The following is a 19644-nucleotide window of genomic DNA, read 5'->3' on the forward strand; positions in this document are numbered from 1 at the left end:
GACGGATGTGGCGGGGATCAGAAGATCTCGAACAGGCCGGCGGCACCCATGCCGCCGCCGACGCACATCGTCACCACGCCGAACCTGGCGCCGCGGCGCTTGCCTTCGAGCAGCACGTGGCCCGCCATGCGGGCGCCCGACATGCCGTAGGGATGGCCGATGGAGATCGCGCCGCCCGAGACGTTGAGGCGCTCGTCGGGAATGCCGAGCGTATCGCGGCAATGCAGTACCTGGCTGGCGAAGGCTTCGTTCAGCTCCCACAGGCCGATGTCGCCGATGCTCAGGCCGTGCTGCTTGAGCAGCTTGGGAATGGCGAACACCGGGCCGATGCCCATCTCGTCCGGATCGCAGCCGGCCACCGCCATGCCGCGGTAGGCGCCGAGCGGCTGCAGGCCGCGGCGCTCGGCCTCCTTGGCCTCCATCAGCACCATGGCCGAGGCGCCGTCGGAGAGCTGCGAGGCATTGCCGGCGGTGATGTAGGCACCCTCGGCCACGCGCTGGCCGTTCTTGAAGACCGGCTTCAGGCCCTGCAGGTCGGCCAGCGTGGTGGACGGGCGGTTGCCTTCGTCGCGCGACAGCGTGACCGGCTGCTCGCTGACGGCGCCGGTGGCCTTGTCGGTGACCAGCATGGTGGTGCTGATCGGCACGATCTCCGCGTCGAGGCGCCCGGCTTGCTGGGCCGCGGCGGTGCGCTGCTGCGACTGCAGCGCGTAGGCGTCCTGCGCCTCGCGGCTGACGCCGTAGCGTTGCGCCACGATCTCGGCGGTCTCCAGCATGGTCATGTAGATCTGGGGCAATTGTTCCACCAGCCGCGGATCCTGGCTGCGGTAGCGGTTGATCTTGTCGTTCTGCACCAGGGAGATCGATTCGAGGCCGCCGCCCACGGCCACCTGCATGCCGTCGACGATGATCTGCTTGGCGGCGGTGGCGATGGCCATCAGGCCGGAGGCGCACTGGCGGTCGAGCGACATGCCGGCGATGGTCTGCGGCAGGCCGGCGCGCAGCAGCGCCTGGCGCGCCACGTTGCCGCCGGTGGTGCCTTGCTGCACGGCACAGCCGAGGATCACATCCTCGATCAGGGCAGGGTCGATGCCGGCGCGCTGCACCGCATGGGCGATGGCGTGCGCGCCCAGCTCCTGCGCCTGCGTGTTGTTGAAGGCGCCGCGGTGCGCCTTGCCGATCGGGGTGCGCGCGGTCGAAACGATGACGGCTTCACGCATGGGTGGTCTCCTTGCTGAGGTCGGCCCTGCCGCGCCTGCGTGCAGGGATTCTGGGGGGAAGCTGAGGGAAGGTCAGGCCGCGCGCGGCAGGCCGCCGTCGCCGCCGGGCGGTTGCCCGCGCCGGCGCGGATCGCGTACCCGGCGCGCCAGCATGAAGGCCGCGCCCAGCACGGTGATGGCGAGCAGGAACACCGCCGGCAGCCCGGCGCGCTGCGCCAGCAGGCCGCCCAGCACAGGGCCGAGCGCCATCATCGAGTAGGTCGCGGTATCCGACACCGCGAGCAGCATCGGGCGGTCCTTGCGCCGGCCGAATTCCAGCGCGAAATTGTCCGAGGCGAGGAAGTAGCCGCCGAAGCCGGCGCCCAGCCCGCAGAACACCAGCAGGAAGGCCCAGCGCGCCTCGCACAGCAGCAGCGCGGCGGTGGCGGCGGCCCACAGGCCGATGCTGGCGAGGAACACCACGCGGTAGCCGCGCCGGTCGGCCAGCCAGCCCCAGGCCAGGTTGCTGGTGGTCTGGGCCATCAGGTAGGCCAGGCTGAGGTAGCCCAGGGTGGCGCCCGAAAGCGGGATATGGGTGCCGACGTAGATGGCGTAGAAGGGCACCGCCATCATGCTGAGGGCCACCAGCGCGCGCGCCAGGAAGAAGCGCACGTAGTCCGGGTCCTGGCGCAGCAGGGCGGGCAGCTCGCGCAGCCGCTTGCCGAAGCCGGAGGGAGCATGCACGTCATGCAGCGCGGGTTCGCGCATGCGCGTCAGCGCCGAAATGCCCAGGCTGGTCAGGATGAACGCGCACAGGAAGGTGGTGGCGTAGCCGTTGCCGAACACATTGCGGCCGACCAGCAGTTCGCCGCCGAGCCAGGCCACCGCGGCGGCGGTCAGGCCGCCGAGGAAGTTGCGGCGCGCGGTCAGCGCGCCACGCCGGGCCAGCGGGATGATCTTCGAGGTCAGGTAGTTGAAGGTGACGTTCTGCACGCCGTTGAACAGGCCGAACAGCAGCAGGAAGGCGGCCGCCGCCGCCAGCGCCGGGAAGCCCGACAGCAGGAAGGCCGACAGCGCCAGCCCGAGGATCTGCAGGCGTACCATCCAGCCGACCAGGTAGATCAGCGGCATCACGCGCTGCCGGTGCTCGATCTGCGTCGCGCCCCAGATCGAGGACAGCGCCATGCCGGCATACTGGGCCGACAGCACGCAGCCGACCACCAGCTTGGAGCCGGACAGCAGGTAGATGTAGGCCGGCACGAAGGTGGGGGCGGTGACCAGGCGGAAGCCGGTCATGCCCAGCATGCCGTGGACCAGGAAGGCGCGTGCGTTGCGCGGCAGGTGCTGCTGCACATGGGCCAGGAAGCCGTGCTCGGCCTGTTCCGCGTGGGCGGCGGTGCCGGGCAGGGCGCTGGCATCCAGCTTGGCGCTCATGCGCGCGCTCCCGCACCGCCCGCGCCGCCAGCGCCGCCAGCGCCGCCAGCGCTACCCGGCGCTGTCGGCGGCACGGCCTGCGCAGCGTGGGCGGCATAGGTGGCGAGCGCCTCGGTCAGCGGTGTCGGTGCCAGCCCGAGTTCGGCCATCACGGCAAGCAGCCATTCGGGATGCTCGCGGCAGCAGACCGCCAGCGGCGGTACCGGTGCGGCTTGCTGTGCGGATTGCTGGGCCGCATGTTGTGCCGCCAGCCGGGCGTAGTTGACGGCATAGCGCGGCGGGCGCATCTCGGTGGCGAGGTCGGCGATGGCGTAGGGGTCGGGGGCGCCGCGCCGCGCCGTGTCGACCACGGGGATGTGCGGGTTGCTGTCGACGGCCACGCCGCCGGCCAGGCCGGGACCGTCGAGTACCAGGACGCCGCGCACCAGGGCCGGCCGCGCGCCGGCCAGCATCAGGCCGACGTAGCCGCCGAGGCCGCGCCCGGCCAGGGTGGCGCTGCCCAGGTGGGCCAGTGCGATGTCGGCGTCGGCCATCAGGTGTTCGCAGCTGTAGCCGCCGCCGCGCGGCAGGTCGGACTTTCCGTGTCCGGTGAAGTCCAGTGCGTGGACGGCGCCGGGCCAGGCGGCGTACCCGGGCGGCAGCGCGCCGGGCGAGGCCTCGCCGAGGCCGTGCAGCAGCAGCAGGGCCGGACCGGGGCCGGGCTTGAGCGTATGCAGGGCGAGGTGCAGGCGGTGGTGGCGCAGCAGCAGGGGAGGCGTGGCGGCGCGTGGGGGCAGGGCGGTCATCGCTGGGCTGGACGTCACGGTTGCAGGAACGGCAGGATCCGCTCGGCGGTTTCGCGCGGCCGCTCGACGTGGATGAAGTGGCCGGTGTCGGGCAGCACGTGGACCTGCGCCGATGGCGGGAAATAGGGCGCGAGGTCGTCCGCGCCGGCGTCCCATCCCATCGGCTCCTTTTCCGTGCCGAAGATGGCGAGCATCGGCACCGGGAAGCCGGGCAGGCGCTCCAGCACCCAGCGCGCGCGCATCGGGCCGAAGCCCGACATGCCGATGGCGGGGTCCAGCTTCCAGCGCCAGCCGTCGGCATCCTGGCGCGCGCCGTGCGAGGCGATGTAGCGCAGCCAGTCGTGCGACAGGCGCGGATTCATGCGCGCGCGCCGCCGTGCCAGGTCGTCCAGCGTGCCGGGCTTGCGCTCGCGCTCGCCGCAGGTGCGGCGCGCATCCAGCCAGCGCACGATGAACTCGGCGTTCATGGTCTTCTTCTCGCGCGTGCTGCTGTCCGTCTGGGGGCGGCGGAAGGGCAGGCCGTCGATGGCGACGAAACGGCTGAAGCGGTGCGGCAGGGCCTGGATGGCATGCACCAGCAGCGAGCCGCCCTTGCTGTGGCCGATGGCGATGCAGGGCTCGGGCGTGATCGAATCGGCCACCGCCAGCATGTCGCGCTCGTCGGCCAGCCAGCTGTACAGGTCGGCATGCTCGGAATCGCCGTGGCCGCGGTGGTCGTAGGAGACCACGCGGTAGCCGGCATCGGCCAGCAGCGGCGCGAAGCCGTCGAAGGTGCGGGCGAAGTCGAGGGCGCCATGGACCAGCAGGATGGGCGTGGCGTCAGGCGCGCCCCATTCGTAGACGGCGAGGCCGATGCCACCGGCATCCACGCTGCGGCGGCGGTCCGGCGCCCGCGCGCCGGGATAGGTGGGGCGGTCGGCCGGGCGCGCCGGCGCGGTCGCGTGCTCCGCGCCGCCGGCGTTCCCGGCGCTGCAAGCCGTGCTGGTGGCTTCGGCCTTCACTGTCTCTCCTCCTCTTGTCCGGCTTCCCTGTCTTCTCTGTCGTACTGCAGTGCAAAACCGCCGCGCGGGCGGCCCTGGGCTGCCATCTTAGGAAACCGGGTATGTTGTCGGGCGATGCTATCACATTGCACTGCATCGCGCGGGCCGGGCGGCGCGGCCGCTGTGCACCTGCGGTGCCTGCAGGGCCGCTTGCCGGCTCGTCCTGCGCAGGCGGCGCGGCTCCGCGCCGGCGGCGCATGGCGCGGCCGGCGGCCGGCCATGCCGCCTGCCTCTGGCCTTCATGAATTCTCGTCATGCGCCTTTCCCTGCTTGGCATCGGCTGGGCGCCGCCGGCTGCCGCCAAGGGCTTTGGGGCCGTCAAGCCGGGCGCCGGCGCGGTATTGACGCTGCCGAGTGCCGGCTTGTATAACGCGACAGGCCGGTGCCCTCGATACCGAGTTTTCGAAAAAGAAGGATCCGGGGCCGGAGCGTGGCCGCCGGCTGCCGGCCAAGGCAGCGCAGGACAAGACAGGAGACAAGCGTGGAAGACCTCGATTCCTTCCGCCAGGCGACGCGCGCCTGGCTGGAAGCCAATTGCCCGCCCGAGATGCGGCAACCGATGCGCAGCGAAGAGGACATCTGCTGGGGCGGGCGCCGCTTCCGCTTCCAGTCCGAGGCACAGCGCCAGTGGCTGGCGCGCATGGCCGAGCGCGGCTGGACCGTGCCGGAGTGGCCGCAGGCCTACGGCGGCGGCGGCCTGTCGCGCGCCCAGGCCAAGGTGCTGCGCCAGCAGATGGCCGAGCTGGGCTGCCGCGTGCCGCTGCAGAGCTTCGGCATCTCGATGCTGGGCCCGGCGCTGCTCAAGTACGGCACCGAGGCGCAGAAGCGCGAGCACCTGCCGCGCATCGCGCGCGGCGAGATCCGCTGGTGCCAGGGCTACTCGGAGCCCAATGCCGGTTCCGACCTGGCCGCGCTGCAGACGCGCGCCGAGGAGCGCGACGACCACTTCGTGGTCAACGGCCAGAAGGTCTGGACCTCGTACGCCGACAAGGCCGACTGGATCTTCTGCCTGGTGCGTACCGATGCCGCCGCGCAGAAGCACACCGGCATCAGCTTCCTGCTGTTCGACATGGAGACGCCCGGGGTCTCGACCCGCCCGATCGTGCTGATCTCGGGCAAGTCGCCGTTCTGCGAGACCTTCTTCGACGACGTCAAGGTGCCGCGCGCCAATCTGCTCGGCGAAGCCAACGGCGGCTGGGAGATCGCCAAGTACCTGCTGACCCACGAGCGCGAGATGATCAGCGCGATCGGCGGGCGTGGCGCGCGCAAGCCGCTCGGTCAGCTGGCCGCCGAGACGCTCGGCGTGGACGCGCGCGGCGCGCTCGATGCGCCGGTGCTGCGCGCCCAGCTCGCTGCCTTCGAGATCGACGAGGCGGCCTTCGCCTGCGCCGGCGAGCGGGCGGTGGACCTGGCCCGCCAGGGCGAGGGCATCGCCGCCTTCTCGTCGGTGCTCAAGTACTACGGCGCGGAACTCAACAAGCGCCGCCACGAGCTGCTGATGGCCGTCGGCGGCAGCGACGCGCTGGAATGGGAAAGCGAGCGCAGCCAGGAGGGTGCCGCCGCGCGGGCCTGGCTGCGCAGCAAGGCCAACTCCATCGAGGGCGGTACCAGCGAGGTCCAGCTCAATATCGTCGCCAAGCGGCTGCTCGGCCTGCCCGGCGCCTGAAGCGCCGGCTCTCCGCATCGGAACGCACATCGGAACGCACATCGGAACGCATATGGCAATCGTCTTGAATGAAACGCAGGAGATGCTGCGCGACAGCGCGCTGGCCTTCCTGAAGGAGCGCGCGCCGATCGCCGCGCTGCGCAAGCTGCGCGACGCGCGCGACGCCACGGGCTTCTCGCGCGAGCTGTGGGCGGGCTTCGCCGAGCTCGGCTTCGCCGGCGTGCTGGTCCCCGAGCAGTACGGCGGCAGCGGCCTCGGCGCGGTCGAGGCCGGCGTCATCATGGAAGCGATCGGGCGCACGCTGGCGCCATCGCCTTTCTTTTCCACCGCGCTGGTCGGCGCCGCCTTGCTGGCGCGCCTCGGCAGCGCGGCACAGAAAGAGCGGCTGCTGCCGGCGATCGCGCAGGGGCGGCACCTGACCGCGCTCGCCATCGACGAGCACGGCAGCCACCGGCCGGAGCGCCAGTCGCTGCGCGCCAGCGCCGGCGAAGGCGGCTATGTGCTCGACGGCTGCAAGGTCTTCGTGGTCGACGGGCATGTGGCCGACACCCTGATCGTGGTGGCGCGCACGGCCGGCGCGGATGACGACGCGCAGGGCATCACGCTGTTCCTGGTGCCGCGCGATGCCGCCGGCGTGGAGGTCGAGCGCACCGTGATGGCCGACGCCACCAATGCGGCGCGCATCCGCTTCGCCGGGGTGCGGGTGCCGGCGGAGGCCGTGCTGGGCGGCGTGGACCAGGGCGCGGCGCCGCTCGGCGAGGTGCTCGACCTGGCGCGCGCGGCGCTGGCCTCGGAGCTGCTCGGTGTCGGCGACGAGGCCTTCGCGCGGACCTTGCAGTACCTGAAGGAGCGCCCCCAGTTCGGCAAGCTGATCGGCGAGTTCCAGGCGCTGCAGCACCGCGCCGCGCAGCTGTTCACCGACCTGGAGATCACGCGCGCGCTGGTGCTGCGTACCCAGCAGCGCCTGGACGAGGATGCCGAGCCGCCGCGCGCGCTGGTGGCCGCGGCCAAGGCGCGCGCCGGCACCACGGCCACGCTGGCGGTGCAGGAGGGCGTGCAGATGCATGGCGGCATCGGCATGACCGACGCCTTCGAGATCGGCTTCTTCATGAAACGCGCACGCACGCTGCAGGTGCTGCTGGGCGACGCCAACTACCATGCCGATCGCTGGGCGGCGTTGCGCGGCTACTGAGCTCCTTCCGATCGGCAACCGATCGGCAATCGATCGGCAGCCGATCGGCTGCAGCGCGGCGCGTTGCCGCGCTGCATCGTGCCGGGGCCGCCGTGTCCCGGCATGCCTTTCCTGCCCGCATCCTTCGTCCTTGGCGCACCACCGCATCGGTGCGTGCGGTGCGCCCGCCATGCCGACGACGCGCAGCGCATGCATGCGCTGCGTTGCCGCGCTGCTTCCAAGGTAAACCACTAGGACATTCGGGGCGCCTCCTGATTGTCTTGAATTCGTGAGGTTGGTATGCTGGCCCGGCAAGCTGTTCGAGGCAGCTGGCGCCGCTCGCGATGCGCCTGCATGCCGGCTCGATTCCAGAGAATTTCGCCTTGATTTCATGCTCCTGTGCGCAAGCAGGGAGAACATGGCCTGGCGTGGATGCACGGGACAGGAGGCGCAGCATGAGTCGGGGATTTTCCGTAATCGTGTTTTCGGTATCGAACGACCGGGCGCCGCGCCGGGCGTCGGCAGGGTGAGCGCGATGGGTGCCTAGGCGCTGCGCCGCCTGCTGGCGCTGGTTCCGACGCTGCTGTTCGCCAGCGTCATCGTGTTCGCCATCGTGCGCATGGTGCCGGGCGATGTGGTCGACCTGATGCTGAGCCAGAACGACATCAGCGCCGACAGCAAGAGCCGCGACGACCTGGTCCGCGCGCTGGGCCTGGACCAGCCGATGTGGCGGCAGTACCTGCACTGGATCGGCAATATCGTGCTGCACGGGGACCTCGGCGACTCGCTGTGGCAAGGCGAGCCGGTAGCGCGCATGGTGCTGGCGCGCATGCCGGCCACCTTCTCGCTGGGACTGATGGCGCTGGTGGTCGCGCTCAGCGTGGCGCTGCCGATCGGCGTGCTGTCGGCGATCCGGCAGGACACCGCGGCCGACTATGCGGCGCGTTCCTTCTCGCTGCTGATGCTGGCCGTGCCCAGCTTCTGGATGGGCACCATGGTGATGGTGTTCCCGTCGGTGTGGTGGGGCTGGTCGCCCGAGGTCCGCTACGTGCCGTTCTCGGAGGATCCGCTGCGCCACGTGCTGAACATGCTGGTGCCGGCCGTCATCCTGGGCATGGCGCTGTCGGCCATCACCATGCGCATGACACGCACCATGATGCTGGAGGTGCTGCGCCAGGACTATATCCGCACCGCCTGGGCCAAGGGCCTGGACGAGCGCCTGGTGATCCTGCGCCACGCGCTGCGCAATGCCTTGATTCCCGTGGTGACGCTGGTCGGCCTGCAGGCGCCGCTGCTGATCGGCGGCGCGGTGGTGATCGAGCAGATCTTCGCGCTGCCGGGCATGGGCCTGCTGCTGCTGGAGGCGGTCAACCAGCGCGACTATCCCGTCATCACCGGCGTGTTCCTGGTGGTCGGCGCGGCCGTGATGCTCATCAACCTGCTCGTGGACCTGAGCTACGGGCTGTTCGATCCGAAAGTGAGGCACCGCTGATGGACCGTTCCGCCAATACCGCTCCCCAGGCCGCCACCCATGCAGCCAACCACGCCACCATGCCGGCGGCCGCGCGCCACGCGCCCGCCGCCTTCGACCGAGCCGTGGCGGCCTTCGCGCCGCTGCACCGGCTCTGCCGCGAGAAGCCGCTGGGCGCCGCCGGCGCGCTGATCTGCGCCGTGTTCCTGTTCTGCGGCGTCTTCGCCGACTGGCTGGCGCCCTACGGCGTCAACCAGATCAACATGATGCAGCGCCTGCAGCCACCCTCCTGGGCCCATCCCTTCGGCACCGACAACCTCGGCCGCGACATGCTGTCGCGCTGCCTGTACGGCGCGCGGCTGTCGGTGGTGATCGGCCTGTCGGCCGCCACGCTGGCCACCGCCGTGTCGGTGCTGCTGGGCATCCTGAGCGGCTACCTGGGCGGCCGCTTCGACCTGGTGGTGCAGCGCATGGTCGATGCGTGGATGAGTTTCCCGGACCTGGTGATCCTGATCGTGGTGGTCTCGGTGCTGGGGCCGGGGAGCTGGCAGATCATCCTGACCATGGGGCTGCTGCTGGGCATCGGCGGCTCGCGCATCATCCGCAGCGCGGTGGTGTCGGTGCGCGAGAACATGTACGTGCACGCGGCGCAGTCGATGGGCGCGTCGACCCCCCGCATCCTGTGGCGCCACGTGCTGCCCAACGTGATGCCGCCGGTCATCGTGCTGTTCACCACGCGCGTCGGCACTGCCATCCTGGCCGAGTCCGGGCTGTCCTTCCTCGGCCTGGGCGTGCCGCCGCCGGCACCGACCTGGGGCGGCATGCTGTCCGGCAACGGCCGCACCTTCATGTTCGAGGGGCCGTGGCTGGCGCTGGCGCCGGGCATCTGCCTGACCGTGGTCGTGTACGCCATCAATGTGTTCGGCGATGCCCTGCGCGACCTGATCGATCCGCGCATGCGCGGTTCGCGCTAGTCCCGCGGCATGCGCGGCGCCGGGCGCCTTGAAGTCATGACAACGAAGGAGGGACGCGGCTTGAACTGGATCACATCAGCGAGGATCGCATCGGTGGCGCTGGCGGGGCTGGCGCTGGCAGGGGCGGCGGGCCCGGCCTGCGCGCAGGCCGAGGCGCCGAAGTACGGCGGCAGCGTGGAGGTGGGGTCGATGTACCCGACCGTGTCCGCGCTCTCCTGGGACCTGGCGGACTGGAACTGGAAGCAGAACTACGATACCGGCCAGGTCTACGAGCAGCTGTTCGTCGCCGACCTGTCCAAGGCCCGGCGCAACGGCGGCAAGTACCCCTTCGTGGCCGACGCCTGGCTGCCCGAGGACGCCATCCGCGGCGAACTGGCCGAGAGCTGGAAATGGCTGGATCCGCTCACGCTGGAAGTCAAGCTGCGCAAGGGCGTGCGCTTCCCCGCCAAGCCCGGGGTGATGCCGGAGCGTGAGCTGGTGGCCGAGGATGTGGTGTTCAGCTACGAGCGCCAGAACGGCAGCGCCAAGCGCATCCCCACCTACTTCGACCACGTGGCCAAGGTCGAGGCGCTCGACAAGCACACGGTGCTGTTCCGCTTCAAGGAGTTCAATGCCGAGTGGGACTACCGCTTCGGCTGGGGCTACTACTCCGGCATCATGCCCAAGGAGGTGGCGACCGCCGGCGCCGGCAACTGGAAGAACGTCAACGGCAGCGGCCCCTTCGTGCTGAGCAACTTCGTGCAGGGCAATGCCGGCACCTACACGAAGAACACGCTGTACTGGGACAGCGAGCGCATCGGCGGCAAGGACTACAAGCTGCCCTTTGTCGACAAGCTGGTGATCCGCACGGTGAAGGACGAGGCCACGCGCAACACCATGCTGCGCACCGGCAAGCTGGACATCGCCGAGAACGTGCGCTGGACCGCGGTGGAGGAACTGAAGAAGAGCGCGCCGGCGCTGAAGTGGTCGCGCTGGCTGTCGACCAACGGCCAGTACCTGGCGATGCGCGTCGACGCCAAGCCCTTCAATGACCTGCGCGTGCGCCGCGCGCTCAATATGGCGGTCAACAAGCAGGAGATCGTCAAGCAGTTCTACGGCGGCAACGCGGAGCTGTTCGCCTACCCGCAGCACCCGGACTACGTCGGCTACTTCGAGCCGCTCAGCGCCATGCCGGAGCCTGTCAAGGAGCTGTTCACCTACAACCCCGACAAGGCGCGCAAGCTGCTGGCCGAGGCCGGCTACCCGAAGGGCTTCTCGTTCAAGGTGCAGGTCTGCGCCTGCGATCCGAACCACATGGAGCTGCTGCCGCTGATCGGCGCCTACCTGGAGCAGGTGGGCGTGCGCATCGAGATCCAGCCCATGGAGTACGGTGCCTTCCTGTCGGCGATGACCACGCGCACCAATGCCCCGGGCTACCTGATGAGCAACGGCCACACCAATCCGACCACCACGATCCGCAAGAGCTTCGTGGTCGGCCAGGTGTGGAACGCCTCGCAGTGGGGCAACCCGAAGTTCGAGCAGCGTGTCAACGATGCCTTCCGCCTGCGCGACGTCGGACGCCGCCAGGAAGCGCTGCGCGCGCTGACGCGCGAGGTGCTGGAGGACGCGCCGTACATCTGGCTGCCGACGCCGTACCAGTACACCGCCTGGTGGCCCTGGGTGAAGAACTACGAGGGCGAGCTGCGCGCCGGCGCGGTGCGGCCCGGACCGATCTACGCGCGGCTGTGGATCGACCAGGAGATGAAGAAGAAGATGGGATTCTGAGCCGGGATGACCGCTCCGCAGGGGCGGAGCAAGCGAGGGCGGGCCGCCGCGGCGGCCCGCCTGCCGATGGCGATGATGATGGTGATGGTGGCGAGAGGAGCTCCGCATGGCGCAGCCCATCCTGCAGGTGAACAATCTGACCACGCGCTTCCGCACCGACCGTGGCGTGGTGACGGCGGTGGACGGCGTGTCGTTCGCGGTCGAGCCCGGCGAGACGCTGGCCATCGTCGGCGAGTCGGGCTCGGGCAAGAGCGTCACCGCGCTTTCCGTGCTCGGGCTGATCCCGGCGCCGGCCGGCCGCATCGAGGGGGGCGAGATCCTGTTCGAGGGACAGGACCTGCTGCGCCTCAAGCCGGCACAGATGCGGGCCATCCGCGGCAACCGCATCGCCATGATCTTCCAGGAGCCGATGTCCTCGCTGAATCCGGCGCTGACGGTGGGCAAGCAGATCGCCGAGCCGATCCACCTGCACCAGGGGCTGCCGTGGAAGCAGGCGCTGGGCATCGCCGGGGAACTGCTGGGCAAGGTGCAGATCCCCGAGCCGGCCAGCCGCCTCGGCTCCTATCCGCACCAGTTCTCGGGCGGCATGCGCCAGCGCGCCATGATCGCCATGGCGCTGGCCTGCCAGCCGCGCTTGATCATCGCCGACGAGCCGACCACGGCGCTGGACGTGACCGTGCAGGCGCAGATCCTCGACCTGCTCAAGTCGCTGGCCGAGACCGCCGGCACGGCGCTGATCCTGATCACGCACGATCTCGGCGTGGTGGCGCGCTACGCCGACCGGGTGGGCGTGATGTACGGCGGGCGCATGGTCGAGACGGCGAGCGCGTCGGCGCTCTATGGCCGGCCCGCCCATCCGTACACGCGCGGGCTGATGGCCTCGGTGCCGCGGCTGGACGGCGATGCCGGCCAGCCGCTGGTACCGATCGACGGCCAGCCGCCGGACCTGACCGCGCTGCCGCCGGGTTGCGCGTTCCAGCCGCGCTGCCGCAGCGCGGTGGCAGACTGCGGGGCGGCGCGGCCGATGCTGCGCGCCGTCGGCGAGCAACATTTCAAGGCATGCATCCGCGATGACCTACGTTGACAGTGCTTCCTCCCAGCGGCAGGCGCCCGCTGCCATGGCTTCCGGTGGCGACGAGATCCTGCGCGTCGAAGACCTCAAGGTGCATTTTCCCGTCAGCCGCGGCGCGCTGTGGCGGCGCCAGGCCGGCTCGGTCAAGGCGGTCGATGGCGTGTCCTTCTCGCTGCGCCGCGGCGAGACGCTCGGGCTGGTCGGCGAGAGCGGCTGCGGCAAGTCGACCACCGGGCTGGCCCTGATCAAGATGCTGGCCGCCACTTCCGGGCGCATCGTCTTCGACGGCACCGACTTCGCCAGCTTCGGCAAGGCCGACGAGCGCCGCTTCCGGCGCAGCGTGCAGATGGTCTACCAGGACCCCTTCGGCTCGCTGAACCCGCGCATGCGGGTGCGCGACATCGTCGGCGAGCCGCTCGAGGTGCACGGGCAGGCGCGCGACAAGGCGGCCTACCGTGCGCGCGTGGCGGAATTGCTGGAGATGGTGGGGCTGCTGCCCTATATGGCGGAGCGCTACCCGCACGAGTTCTCCGGCGGCCAGCGGCAGCGCGTCGGCATCGCGCGGGCGCTGGCGGCGGGGCCCAGCCTGATCGTCTGCGACGAACCCGTGTCGGCGCTGGACGTGTCGATCCAGGCCCAGGTGGTGAACATCTTCATGGCGCTGCAGCGCCGCCTCGGCCTGACCTATGTCTTCATCGCGCACGACCTGGCGGTGGTGCGCCATATCAGCGACCGCATCGCCGTGATGTACCTCGGCCGCATCGTCGAGATCGCCGGCCGCGACGAGCTGTACGACGATCCGCAGCACCCCTACACGCGGGCGCTGCTGTCGGCGGTGCCGGTGGCCAGCGTCGAGGCCGAGCGCCAGCGCACGCGCATCGTGTTGCAGGGCGAGGTGCCGAGTCCGCTCAACCCGCCCACGGGCTGCCGCTTCCATCCGCGCTGTCCGGCGGCCATGGCGCGCTGCCGCAGCGAGGACCCGGCCCTGCTGCCGCGCGGTGGCAGCGGACGCATGGTGGCCTGCCACTTGCAGGAGACGGTGTCCGCCTAGGCGGCAGGTGCCGCTGCGCTGCGGCGCTCGGGGGCGCTCAGTCGTGCGCGAACAGGCCGAGCAGCAAGGGACGGATGAACAGCTCGGGCGCGTTGTCGGCCGAGGCATCCTCGACCCAGCGCCGCAGTTCCACCGCGGCATTGATCATGCCGTTGACCAGCGAGGCGCCGACGGACTGGTCGAGCGGGCGGATCGAGCCGTCCTGCATGCCCTGCACCAGGAAGCGCGCGAAGCGCGCCGACAGCCGCGCCATGGTCTGCATGCGGGACTGGCGCATGTCCTCCGGCAGCGCGCCGTAGATGGACAGGCGCAGCAGCGGCCCCCGGCTGGAGAACTGGTAGTCCACCAGGGCGCGCGAGACCGCGCACAGCTTGTCCCAGCCGCTGCCCGGGCCGGCCTCCACGCGCGACTGCGTGGTGCGGATCACCGTGAACATGCGCTCGAAGCAGGCGGAGATCAGGTCGTCCTTGTTCTCGTGGTGGTGGTAGAAGGCGCCCTTGGTCAGGTTCAGCCGCGCCGAGATGCGGTCGGCCGAGGCGCCGCGGTAGCCCTGTTCATTGAGCAGCTCGGTGGCGGCGCGCAGGAAGGCTTCCTGGGTCCCGTCCGGCATGTCGAGCGCGGGCAGCGCCAGCGCGCCGGGCGCATGCCAGCGCGTGCCGGGGGCGGCGAAGCCGTTGAGCAGCAGGTCGACCATGGTGTCGGCCGCCCTGGGGTAGTCCTGCGGCTCATAGCGGTCCACCCAGGCCGCGGCGCCGGTGGTCAGCGACAGCAGCAAGTGGGCGGCGGCGCCGAGGGCGGCACGCTCCGCGGCACCGCGCGGGGCCGCCTCGCCGTCGCGCAGCAGGCGGCGGATGCCGCGGAACATGTCGTTGTAGGCATCGAACGCGGTCGCCGCATGGCTGTCGGGCAGCGCGCGGATCTCGCGGAAACTCATCATCTCGGGGCGCTCGCCGCTGGCCGTGCGGGCCAGGCGCTCGAAGTAGCGGGCGACGAAGGCGCGCACCCGCTCGGGTGGCGTGGCTTCGCGCGCGGCGAGCCCGGCCATCTCCACCATCTCGCCGATCGCGCGCAGCAGGCAGGCGACGACCAGGTCTTCCTTCTTGCGGTAGTAGTAGGTGATGCTGTTGGTGCTGAGCCCCACTTCCTGTGCCACGTCGGACAGCGTGGTGCCGCGCACGCCCTTGTGGTTGAAGAGCCGGGATGCGGCGGCCAGCACCGCTTCCTGCTTCTCGACGTAGCGGCGCGTCGGCCGGATTTCCGTCTGGTCCTTGAGCATGCGTTGGGCGCGGATGAAGATAGGTGGTATCGGGCGGGGCGCGGGCAGGATGGCGCTGGGCGCGATTATAGCGGGGTGCTTCGGCCCATGCGCCATGCTGGCTGCCTGGCGCGGCGCCGCAGGTCCGGTGCCCTGGGTCGGCGCGTCGCTTGGCGCATCAGCGGAGTCCGTCGACGAATTCGTCATTGCGCCGACTAGAATAGCGGCGCCGCCGCGCCCTCGCGTGCCGGCGCTATCTTTCCCGACATTCATCGCAGACAGGAATCCCATGAAAGCCATCCTCCCCGCCCTGACCCTGGCATTGCTCGGACTGGCCTCCGCCGCGGCGCATGCCGAAGGGGAGTGCGACAAGTACCGCACCAGCTACGACAAGACCTATTGCTTCGCCAAGCTGTTCGTGGAGTCCGACAAGGAGCTGAACGCGGTCTACGGCGAACTGCGCGGCGTCATCAAGGAGGGGCCGAAGCAGAAGCTGAAGGACACGCAGCTCGATTGGATCAAGTACCGCGATGCCTCCTGCGAGTCGTCCGGCTCGATCAACGTGGATTGCAACTACCGCGTCAACCGCGCGCGCACCGAGTACCTGCGCGACCGCCTGCGCGAATGCAAGGCCGGTACCTGCCGCGACGACATGATCGCCGGCAAGTCGTGGAACTGAGCGGACATGGCCGGCGGCGCATGCTGCGCTGCCTGGCGGGCCTGGGCAGCCTTGGGGCCCTGGGCGGACTGGTGGCGGCCCACGCCGGCGAGGCCGGCGAGGCCGGCGCTATGCCGCCGCTGCGCATCGTCATCGATCCCGGCCACACGCCCGCGCAGGGCGGCGCGCTGGGCATCCGCGGACTGCGCGAGGTGCGCTACAACGATGCGCTCGCCGCCAGGCTCTGCGCGGCGCTGGAGGCCGCCGGCTTCCGCGCGCGGCTGACGCGCGCGCCGGACCAGGAAATCGGCCTGGACGAACGCGCCGCGCTGGCCAACGCCTGGCATGCCGACCTGTTCCTCGCCATCCATCACGATTCCGCCCAGCCGCAGTACCTGGAGAGGATCCAGGCCGGCACGCTGGAAGCCTATCGTACGCGCCAGCCGATCGCCGGCTATTCGCTCTTCGTCTCCGGGCGCAATGCGCGTTTCGCGCGCAGTTACGCCCTTGCCGAGCGCCTGGGCGACGCCTTGGGCCGGCTCGGCCGCCCTCCGGCCCTGCATCATGCCGAGCCGATCCCGGGCGAGAACCGCGAACTGCTGGACCGCGCGCGCGGCATCTATCGCTTCGACGACCTGGTGGTGTTGCGCAAGACGGAGATGCCGGCGGTATTGCTGGAGGCCGGCGTGATCGTCGATGCCGGCGACGAAGCCTATGTCAGCGACGAGGCCAACCAGCGGCGCATGGTGGCCGCCATCGTGGCGGCGGTGCGGGCGTATGCCGCGGATGCGGTCGCGCTGCCAGCGGCCGGACCTGCGCGCCCGGCCCGGGCTTGCGCATCATCGGCGTCCGCCGCCTCAGCGGCCTCGGCGGCGTCCGCCGCCGTGCCGGCTTCCCGACCCTAGTCCGGGGCACGGCATAGCGGCGGACTCGCTGCCGCCAGGCAGCGCGCAGCGTGCAGCGTTCAGTCCTCCGGCCCGGCGGCCGGCAGCTCGCCGCTGGCGAGGCGCGCGGCATGGTCGCGCACGTCGGCCGGCCAGCCGGCGATCTGCGCGGCGAAGCGCGCCGCGTCGTGGGCGAACAGGGCGCGCGCGGCTTCTTCGAAGCCGGGCAGGTCGCCGGCGAGTGCCGACATGAAGTGGTAGGCGCGCTCCTGCGCGCGCCGCAGGCGGTCGCGCTCGCCGTGGGCGCGGCGCGCTTCGTCGACCAGCTTGCGCAGCGCGACCGAGGCGCCGCCGGGCTGCGACGCCAGCCATTCCCAGTGCCGCGGCAACAGCGTCACCTCGCGGGCCACCACGCCCAGCTTGGGGCGGCCGCGGCCCTTGGGCCGGGACGAGGCGCTGTCGTCGCCGGCGTCGGCTGGCGCTTCGGCATCCGTTGCCGGCGCGAAGCGCGCGCGTACCTCGGCCTCGCTGCCGCGGATGTCGATGTCGATCGGGCGGCCGGTGCCGTCATCGAAGATCAGGACGGGGTCGCCTTCAGGGGCTTGCCTGACTGCCAGGGCGACGCTGGCCAGCGAGCCCGAGGCGAGCAGGCGGTGGCCGGCGAAGGCGGTGTAGGAGGGGGGGTATGCCACGGTGGTGTCGGTGCGATTCGGGGTGCTGGATAATACCCGGGTAAAAATTGATTTTCAAGGTTGCCGGGGGGAGGGCAGGCGCTGGCACAGGGCGATGACGGCCCTGCCGGCGCGCACCTCACCCCTGGCCGTCCGCGAATGCCCCCGCCGCCTCCAGCAGCCACTCCCGCAGCCGCAGCATGGCGTCGCTCATCGGCCGCGAATCCGGCGAAACCAGGTAGTAGGCGCTGGTCGAGCGCAGCGAATGGGCGACCGGGATCACCAGCAGGTCGCGCGCCAGGTATTCCTCGACCAGGAAGCGCGGCACCAGTCCCACCCCCAGTCCCGCGCGCGCCGCGCTGATCACCATGCTGTGATGCTCGAAGCGCGCCCCGCGCATGGCGTTGACCTCGTCGAGGCCGGCCGATTCGAGCCAGTGCTGCCAGTCGAAGCGGCGCGTGGCCAGGTGCAGGCGCGGGGCCTGGGCCACGTCCAGCGCGGTGATGCGCCGCTTGCCGCCGAAGAAGCCGGGGTGGCAGACCGCGACCGATTCCTCGCCGAACATGCGCTCGGCGCGCGCGCCGGGGTAGGCGGCCTCCCCGAAGTGGATGGCGGCGTCGTAGGGCGTGCCGTCGAACAGGAACACATCGGATTGCGCGCTGATATTGACCACCACCTGCGGATGGCGCGCGTAGAACGCCGGCAGCCGCGGGATCAGCCACTCGACCGCCAGCGTGGGCACGCAGGCCAGTTCCACGCTGCCGCCGGCACCCTCGTGCGCCATGATGTCGAGCGTGTCGCGCTGGAGCTGGCGCAGCAGCTCGCGTACCTGGCGGCTGTACAGCGCGCCGGCCGCGGTCAGCGTGATGCGCTGGTTGGCGCGGTGGAACAGCTGCACGCCGAGCAGGCTTTCGAGTGCGGCGATCTGCCGCGAGACGGCGCTTTCGGTGATGAACAGGTCGGCCGCGGCGCGGCGCAGGTTCAGGTGCAGCGCGGCGGCCTCGAAGGCGCGCAGGCTGCTCAGGCTGGGGAGGCGTTGCCGCATCGGGGGAGGATGTCACCGGTGGGCGACTTGATGACTAAAGATCATCATCCTATACCGAAATCTCGCTTGAAACCCTGGACTTGATGAGAAATCATTCGGTCTCACGCGGCTGCCCCGCCGCAAGAAACAGATTTCTCGTCACATCCACGATACTCAGACACAAAGACAGGGAGACAAGATGAAGGGTTTCACCAGCGTCCTCGCCAGCACCGGCCTGGCGGTCGGCATGGCCGTATCCGGCCTGGCCATCGCCGCCGACTTTCCCGGCAAGCCGGTCCGCATCATCGTGCCGTACCCGCCGGGCGGCACCACCGACATGGTGGCGCGCCTGGTAGGCGACCAGCTCACCGCGCTGTGGAAGCAGCCGGTGCTGGTCGACAACCGCCCCGGCGCGGGCGGCATCGTCGGCACCGGCGCCGCGGCCAAGTCGCCGGCGGACGGCTACACGCTGCTGATGGGCTCGGTCGGCGAGTTCGGCATCAATCCGACGCTGTACAAGAAGCTGCCGTACGATGCGGCGGCCGACTTCGCGCCGGTCTCCCTGGTGGCGCGCGTGCCCAACGTGGTGGTGCTGTCGCCGGCCTTCGCCGAGCGCGCCCGCGTGCAGACGCTGGCCGAGTTCATCGCCTACGCCAAGTCGCATCCGAAGCAGGTCAACATGGCCTCGGCCGGCAACGGCACCTCGACCCACCTGGCCGGTGAGCTGTTCCAGCGCATGACCGGCACGGAGATGAGCCACGTGGCCTACAAGGGCAGCAGCCCGGCCATCTCCGACCTGATGGGCGGCAGCGTCGACGTGATGTTCGACAACCTGCCGGCCTCGCTGCCTTTCATCCGCTCGGGCAAGCTCAAGGCCCTGGCGGTGACCACGCCGGCACGCTCGTCCGCGCTGCCCAATGTGCCGACGGTAGCCGCCGGCGGCCCGGTGCCCGGTTTCGACGCCAGCCCCTGGTTCGGCCTGCTGGCACCGCGCGGCACGCCGTCGGCGGTGGCGCAGAAGATCAGCCAGGACCTGGCGAAGGTGCTCGGGGAGCCGGGCGTGCAGGCCAAGATGCGCGAACTGGGGGCAGAGCCTGCGCCGACCACGCCGGAGGCGTTTGCCGAGGTGTTGAAGCAGGATCGGGTGAAGTGGGGGGAGATTGTGAAGATGTCGGGGGCGTCCGTCGATTGACGATGGTTGGATGGTGGATTCGAGTGTCGGAGTGTTCGGGGTTCCAGCGGTATTTCGGACGATGTCGGCAGGTCGTGGCTGCGGTTTGTTTTGGCGCCGGAGACGCGATGCTCTGATGCTTGGATTCGGGGGGTGTTGGTCTGTGAGGCAACAGCCTGTTTCGGCTCTCGTGTCTTGGTGCTTGTCTTCGGGCGGTGTTGGTGTGCGAGACAACGGCCTGTTTCGACTCCCCTGCGGGGAGCCGACCTACTTTCTTTGTCTCGCCAAAGAAAGTAGGCAAAGAAAGGCGACCCGGGTGCGGCGACCCCCCCTCGCGAATCGGCCCCGGCCGCC

At 70.5% G+C, this 19644-nt stretch carries 17 protein-coding genes; 10 read left to right on the forward strand and 7 right to left on the reverse strand.

Annotated features, from left to right (window positions below):
* Nucleotides 1–17 precede the first annotated feature (17 nt).
* The 4 genes from BKK81_RS26115 to BKK81_RS26130 all read right to left on the reverse strand — a co-directional run bounded on the left by BKK81_RS26115 (nt 18) and on the right by BKK81_RS26130 (nt 4419).
* A complete protein-coding gene (locus BKK81_RS26115) occupies nt 18–1220 on the reverse strand; it encodes an acetyl-CoA C-acyltransferase (RefSeq protein WP_071018952.1) in 1203 nt (400 codons plus the stop codon).
* 72 nt (nt 1221–1292) lie between these two features.
* A complete protein-coding gene (locus BKK81_RS26120) occupies nt 1293–2633 on the reverse strand; it encodes an MFS transporter (RefSeq protein ID WP_071018954.1) in 1341 nt (446 codons plus the stop codon).
* Nucleotides 2630–3418, reverse strand: coding sequence for an alpha/beta fold hydrolase (locus BKK81_RS26125; RefSeq protein ID WP_071018955.1), 789 nt, complete (start codon nt 3416–3418; stop codon nt 2630–2632). The genes BKK81_RS26120 and BKK81_RS26125 overlap by 4 nt, the downstream gene beginning before the upstream one ends.
* A gap of 14 nt (nt 3419–3432) precedes the next feature.
* Nucleotides 3433–4419, reverse strand: coding sequence for an alpha/beta fold hydrolase (locus tag BKK81_RS26130; protein WP_083384453.1), 987 nt, complete (start codon nt 4417–4419; stop codon nt 3433–3435).
* Between the two features lie 520 nt (nt 4420–4939).
* Here BKK81_RS26130 and BKK81_RS26135 point away from each other — a divergent pair.
* The 7 genes from BKK81_RS26135 (at nt 4940) to BKK81_RS26165 (ending at nt 13627) form a co-directional block, all read left to right on the forward strand.
* Nucleotides 4940–6124 (forward strand): acyl-CoA dehydrogenase family protein, encoded by a 1185-nt coding sequence (locus BKK81_RS26135; RefSeq protein ID WP_071018957.1) that lies wholly within the window; start codon nt 4940–4942, stop codon nt 6122–6124.
* A 52-nt stretch (nt 6125–6176) separates the two neighbouring features.
* Entirely contained in the window at nt 6177–7316 is a 1140-nt protein-coding gene (locus BKK81_RS26140) for an acyl-CoA dehydrogenase family protein (RefSeq protein ID WP_071018959.1), read from the forward strand.
* Between the two features lie 580 nt (nt 7317–7896).
* Entirely contained in the window at nt 7897–8787 is an 891-nt protein-coding gene (locus BKK81_RS26145) for an ABC transporter permease (RefSeq protein WP_231908090.1), read from the forward strand.
* Nucleotides 8787–9740, forward strand: coding sequence for an ABC transporter permease (locus tag BKK81_RS26150; RefSeq protein WP_231908091.1), 954 nt, complete (start codon nt 8787–8789; stop codon nt 9738–9740). The genes BKK81_RS26145 and BKK81_RS26150 overlap by 1 nt, the downstream gene beginning before the upstream one ends.
* Nucleotides 9741–9800: 60 nt before the next feature.
* The gene (locus BKK81_RS26155) at nt 9801–11504 is read left to right on the forward strand and encodes an ABC transporter substrate-binding protein (protein WP_231908092.1); all 1704 of its coding nucleotides are present in this window, start codon (nt 9801–9803) and stop codon (nt 11502–11504) included.
* A gap of 106 nt (nt 11505–11610) precedes the next feature.
* On the forward strand, nt 11611–12588 hold the full coding sequence (locus BKK81_RS26160; RefSeq protein ID WP_071018961.1) for an ABC transporter ATP-binding protein: 978 nt from the start codon (nt 11611–11613) through the stop codon (nt 12586–12588).
* Nucleotides 12575–13627, forward strand: a complete 1053-nt coding sequence (locus BKK81_RS26165) for an ABC transporter ATP-binding protein (RefSeq protein ID WP_442873403.1) — start codon at nt 12575–12577, stop codon at nt 13625–13627. Before BKK81_RS26160 ends, BKK81_RS26165 begins: the two co-directional genes overlap by 14 nt.
* Nucleotides 13628–13664: 37 nt before the next feature.
* Here the strand turns inward: BKK81_RS26165 and BKK81_RS26170 are convergent, their stop codons facing one another.
* Nucleotides 13665–14903, reverse strand: a complete 1239-nt coding sequence (locus tag BKK81_RS26170; RefSeq protein ID WP_071018965.1) for a TetR/AcrR family transcriptional regulator — start codon at nt 14901–14903, stop codon at nt 13665–13667.
* Between the two features lie 268 nt (nt 14904–15171).
* On the opposite strand from BKK81_RS26170, the gene BKK81_RS26175 reads away from it, so the two are divergent.
* On the forward strand, nt 15172–15561 hold the full coding sequence (locus tag BKK81_RS26175; RefSeq protein ID WP_071018967.1) for a lysozyme inhibitor LprI family protein: 390 nt from the start codon (nt 15172–15174) through the stop codon (nt 15559–15561).
* Nucleotides 15562–15581: 20 nt separating this feature from the next.
* Nucleotides 15582–16445, forward strand: a complete 864-nt coding sequence (locus BKK81_RS26180) for an N-acetylmuramoyl-L-alanine amidase family protein (RefSeq protein ID WP_071018969.1) — start codon at nt 15582–15584, stop codon at nt 16443–16445.
* A gap of 59 nt (nt 16446–16504) precedes the next feature.
* Here the strand turns inward: BKK81_RS26180 and BKK81_RS26185 are convergent, their stop codons facing one another.
* Together BKK81_RS26185 and BKK81_RS26190 are read right to left on the reverse strand one after the other, a co-directional pair.
* A complete protein-coding gene (locus tag BKK81_RS26185) occupies nt 16505–17116 on the reverse strand; it encodes a DUF2239 family protein (protein ID WP_071018970.1) in 612 nt (203 codons plus the stop codon).
* A gap of 118 nt (nt 17117–17234) precedes the next feature.
* Nucleotides 17235–18140 (reverse strand): LysR substrate-binding domain-containing protein, encoded by a 906-nt coding sequence (locus BKK81_RS26190; RefSeq protein ID WP_071018972.1) that lies wholly within the window; start codon nt 18138–18140, stop codon nt 17235–17237.
* A 178-nt stretch (nt 18141–18318) separates the two neighbouring features.
* Here BKK81_RS26190 and BKK81_RS26195 point away from each other — a divergent pair, with 178 nt between their 5' ends.
* On the forward strand, nt 18319–19311 hold the full coding sequence (locus BKK81_RS26195; RefSeq protein WP_071018974.1) for a Bug family tripartite tricarboxylate transporter substrate binding protein: 993 nt from the start codon (nt 18319–18321) through the stop codon (nt 19309–19311).
* Nucleotides 19312–19644 lie beyond the last annotated feature (333 nt).

The organism is Cupriavidus sp. USMAHM13, from assembly GCF_001854285.1.
In the GTDB taxonomy this organism is placed as follows: domain Bacteria; phylum Pseudomonadota; class Gammaproteobacteria; order Burkholderiales; family Burkholderiaceae; genus Cupriavidus; species Cupriavidus malaysiensis.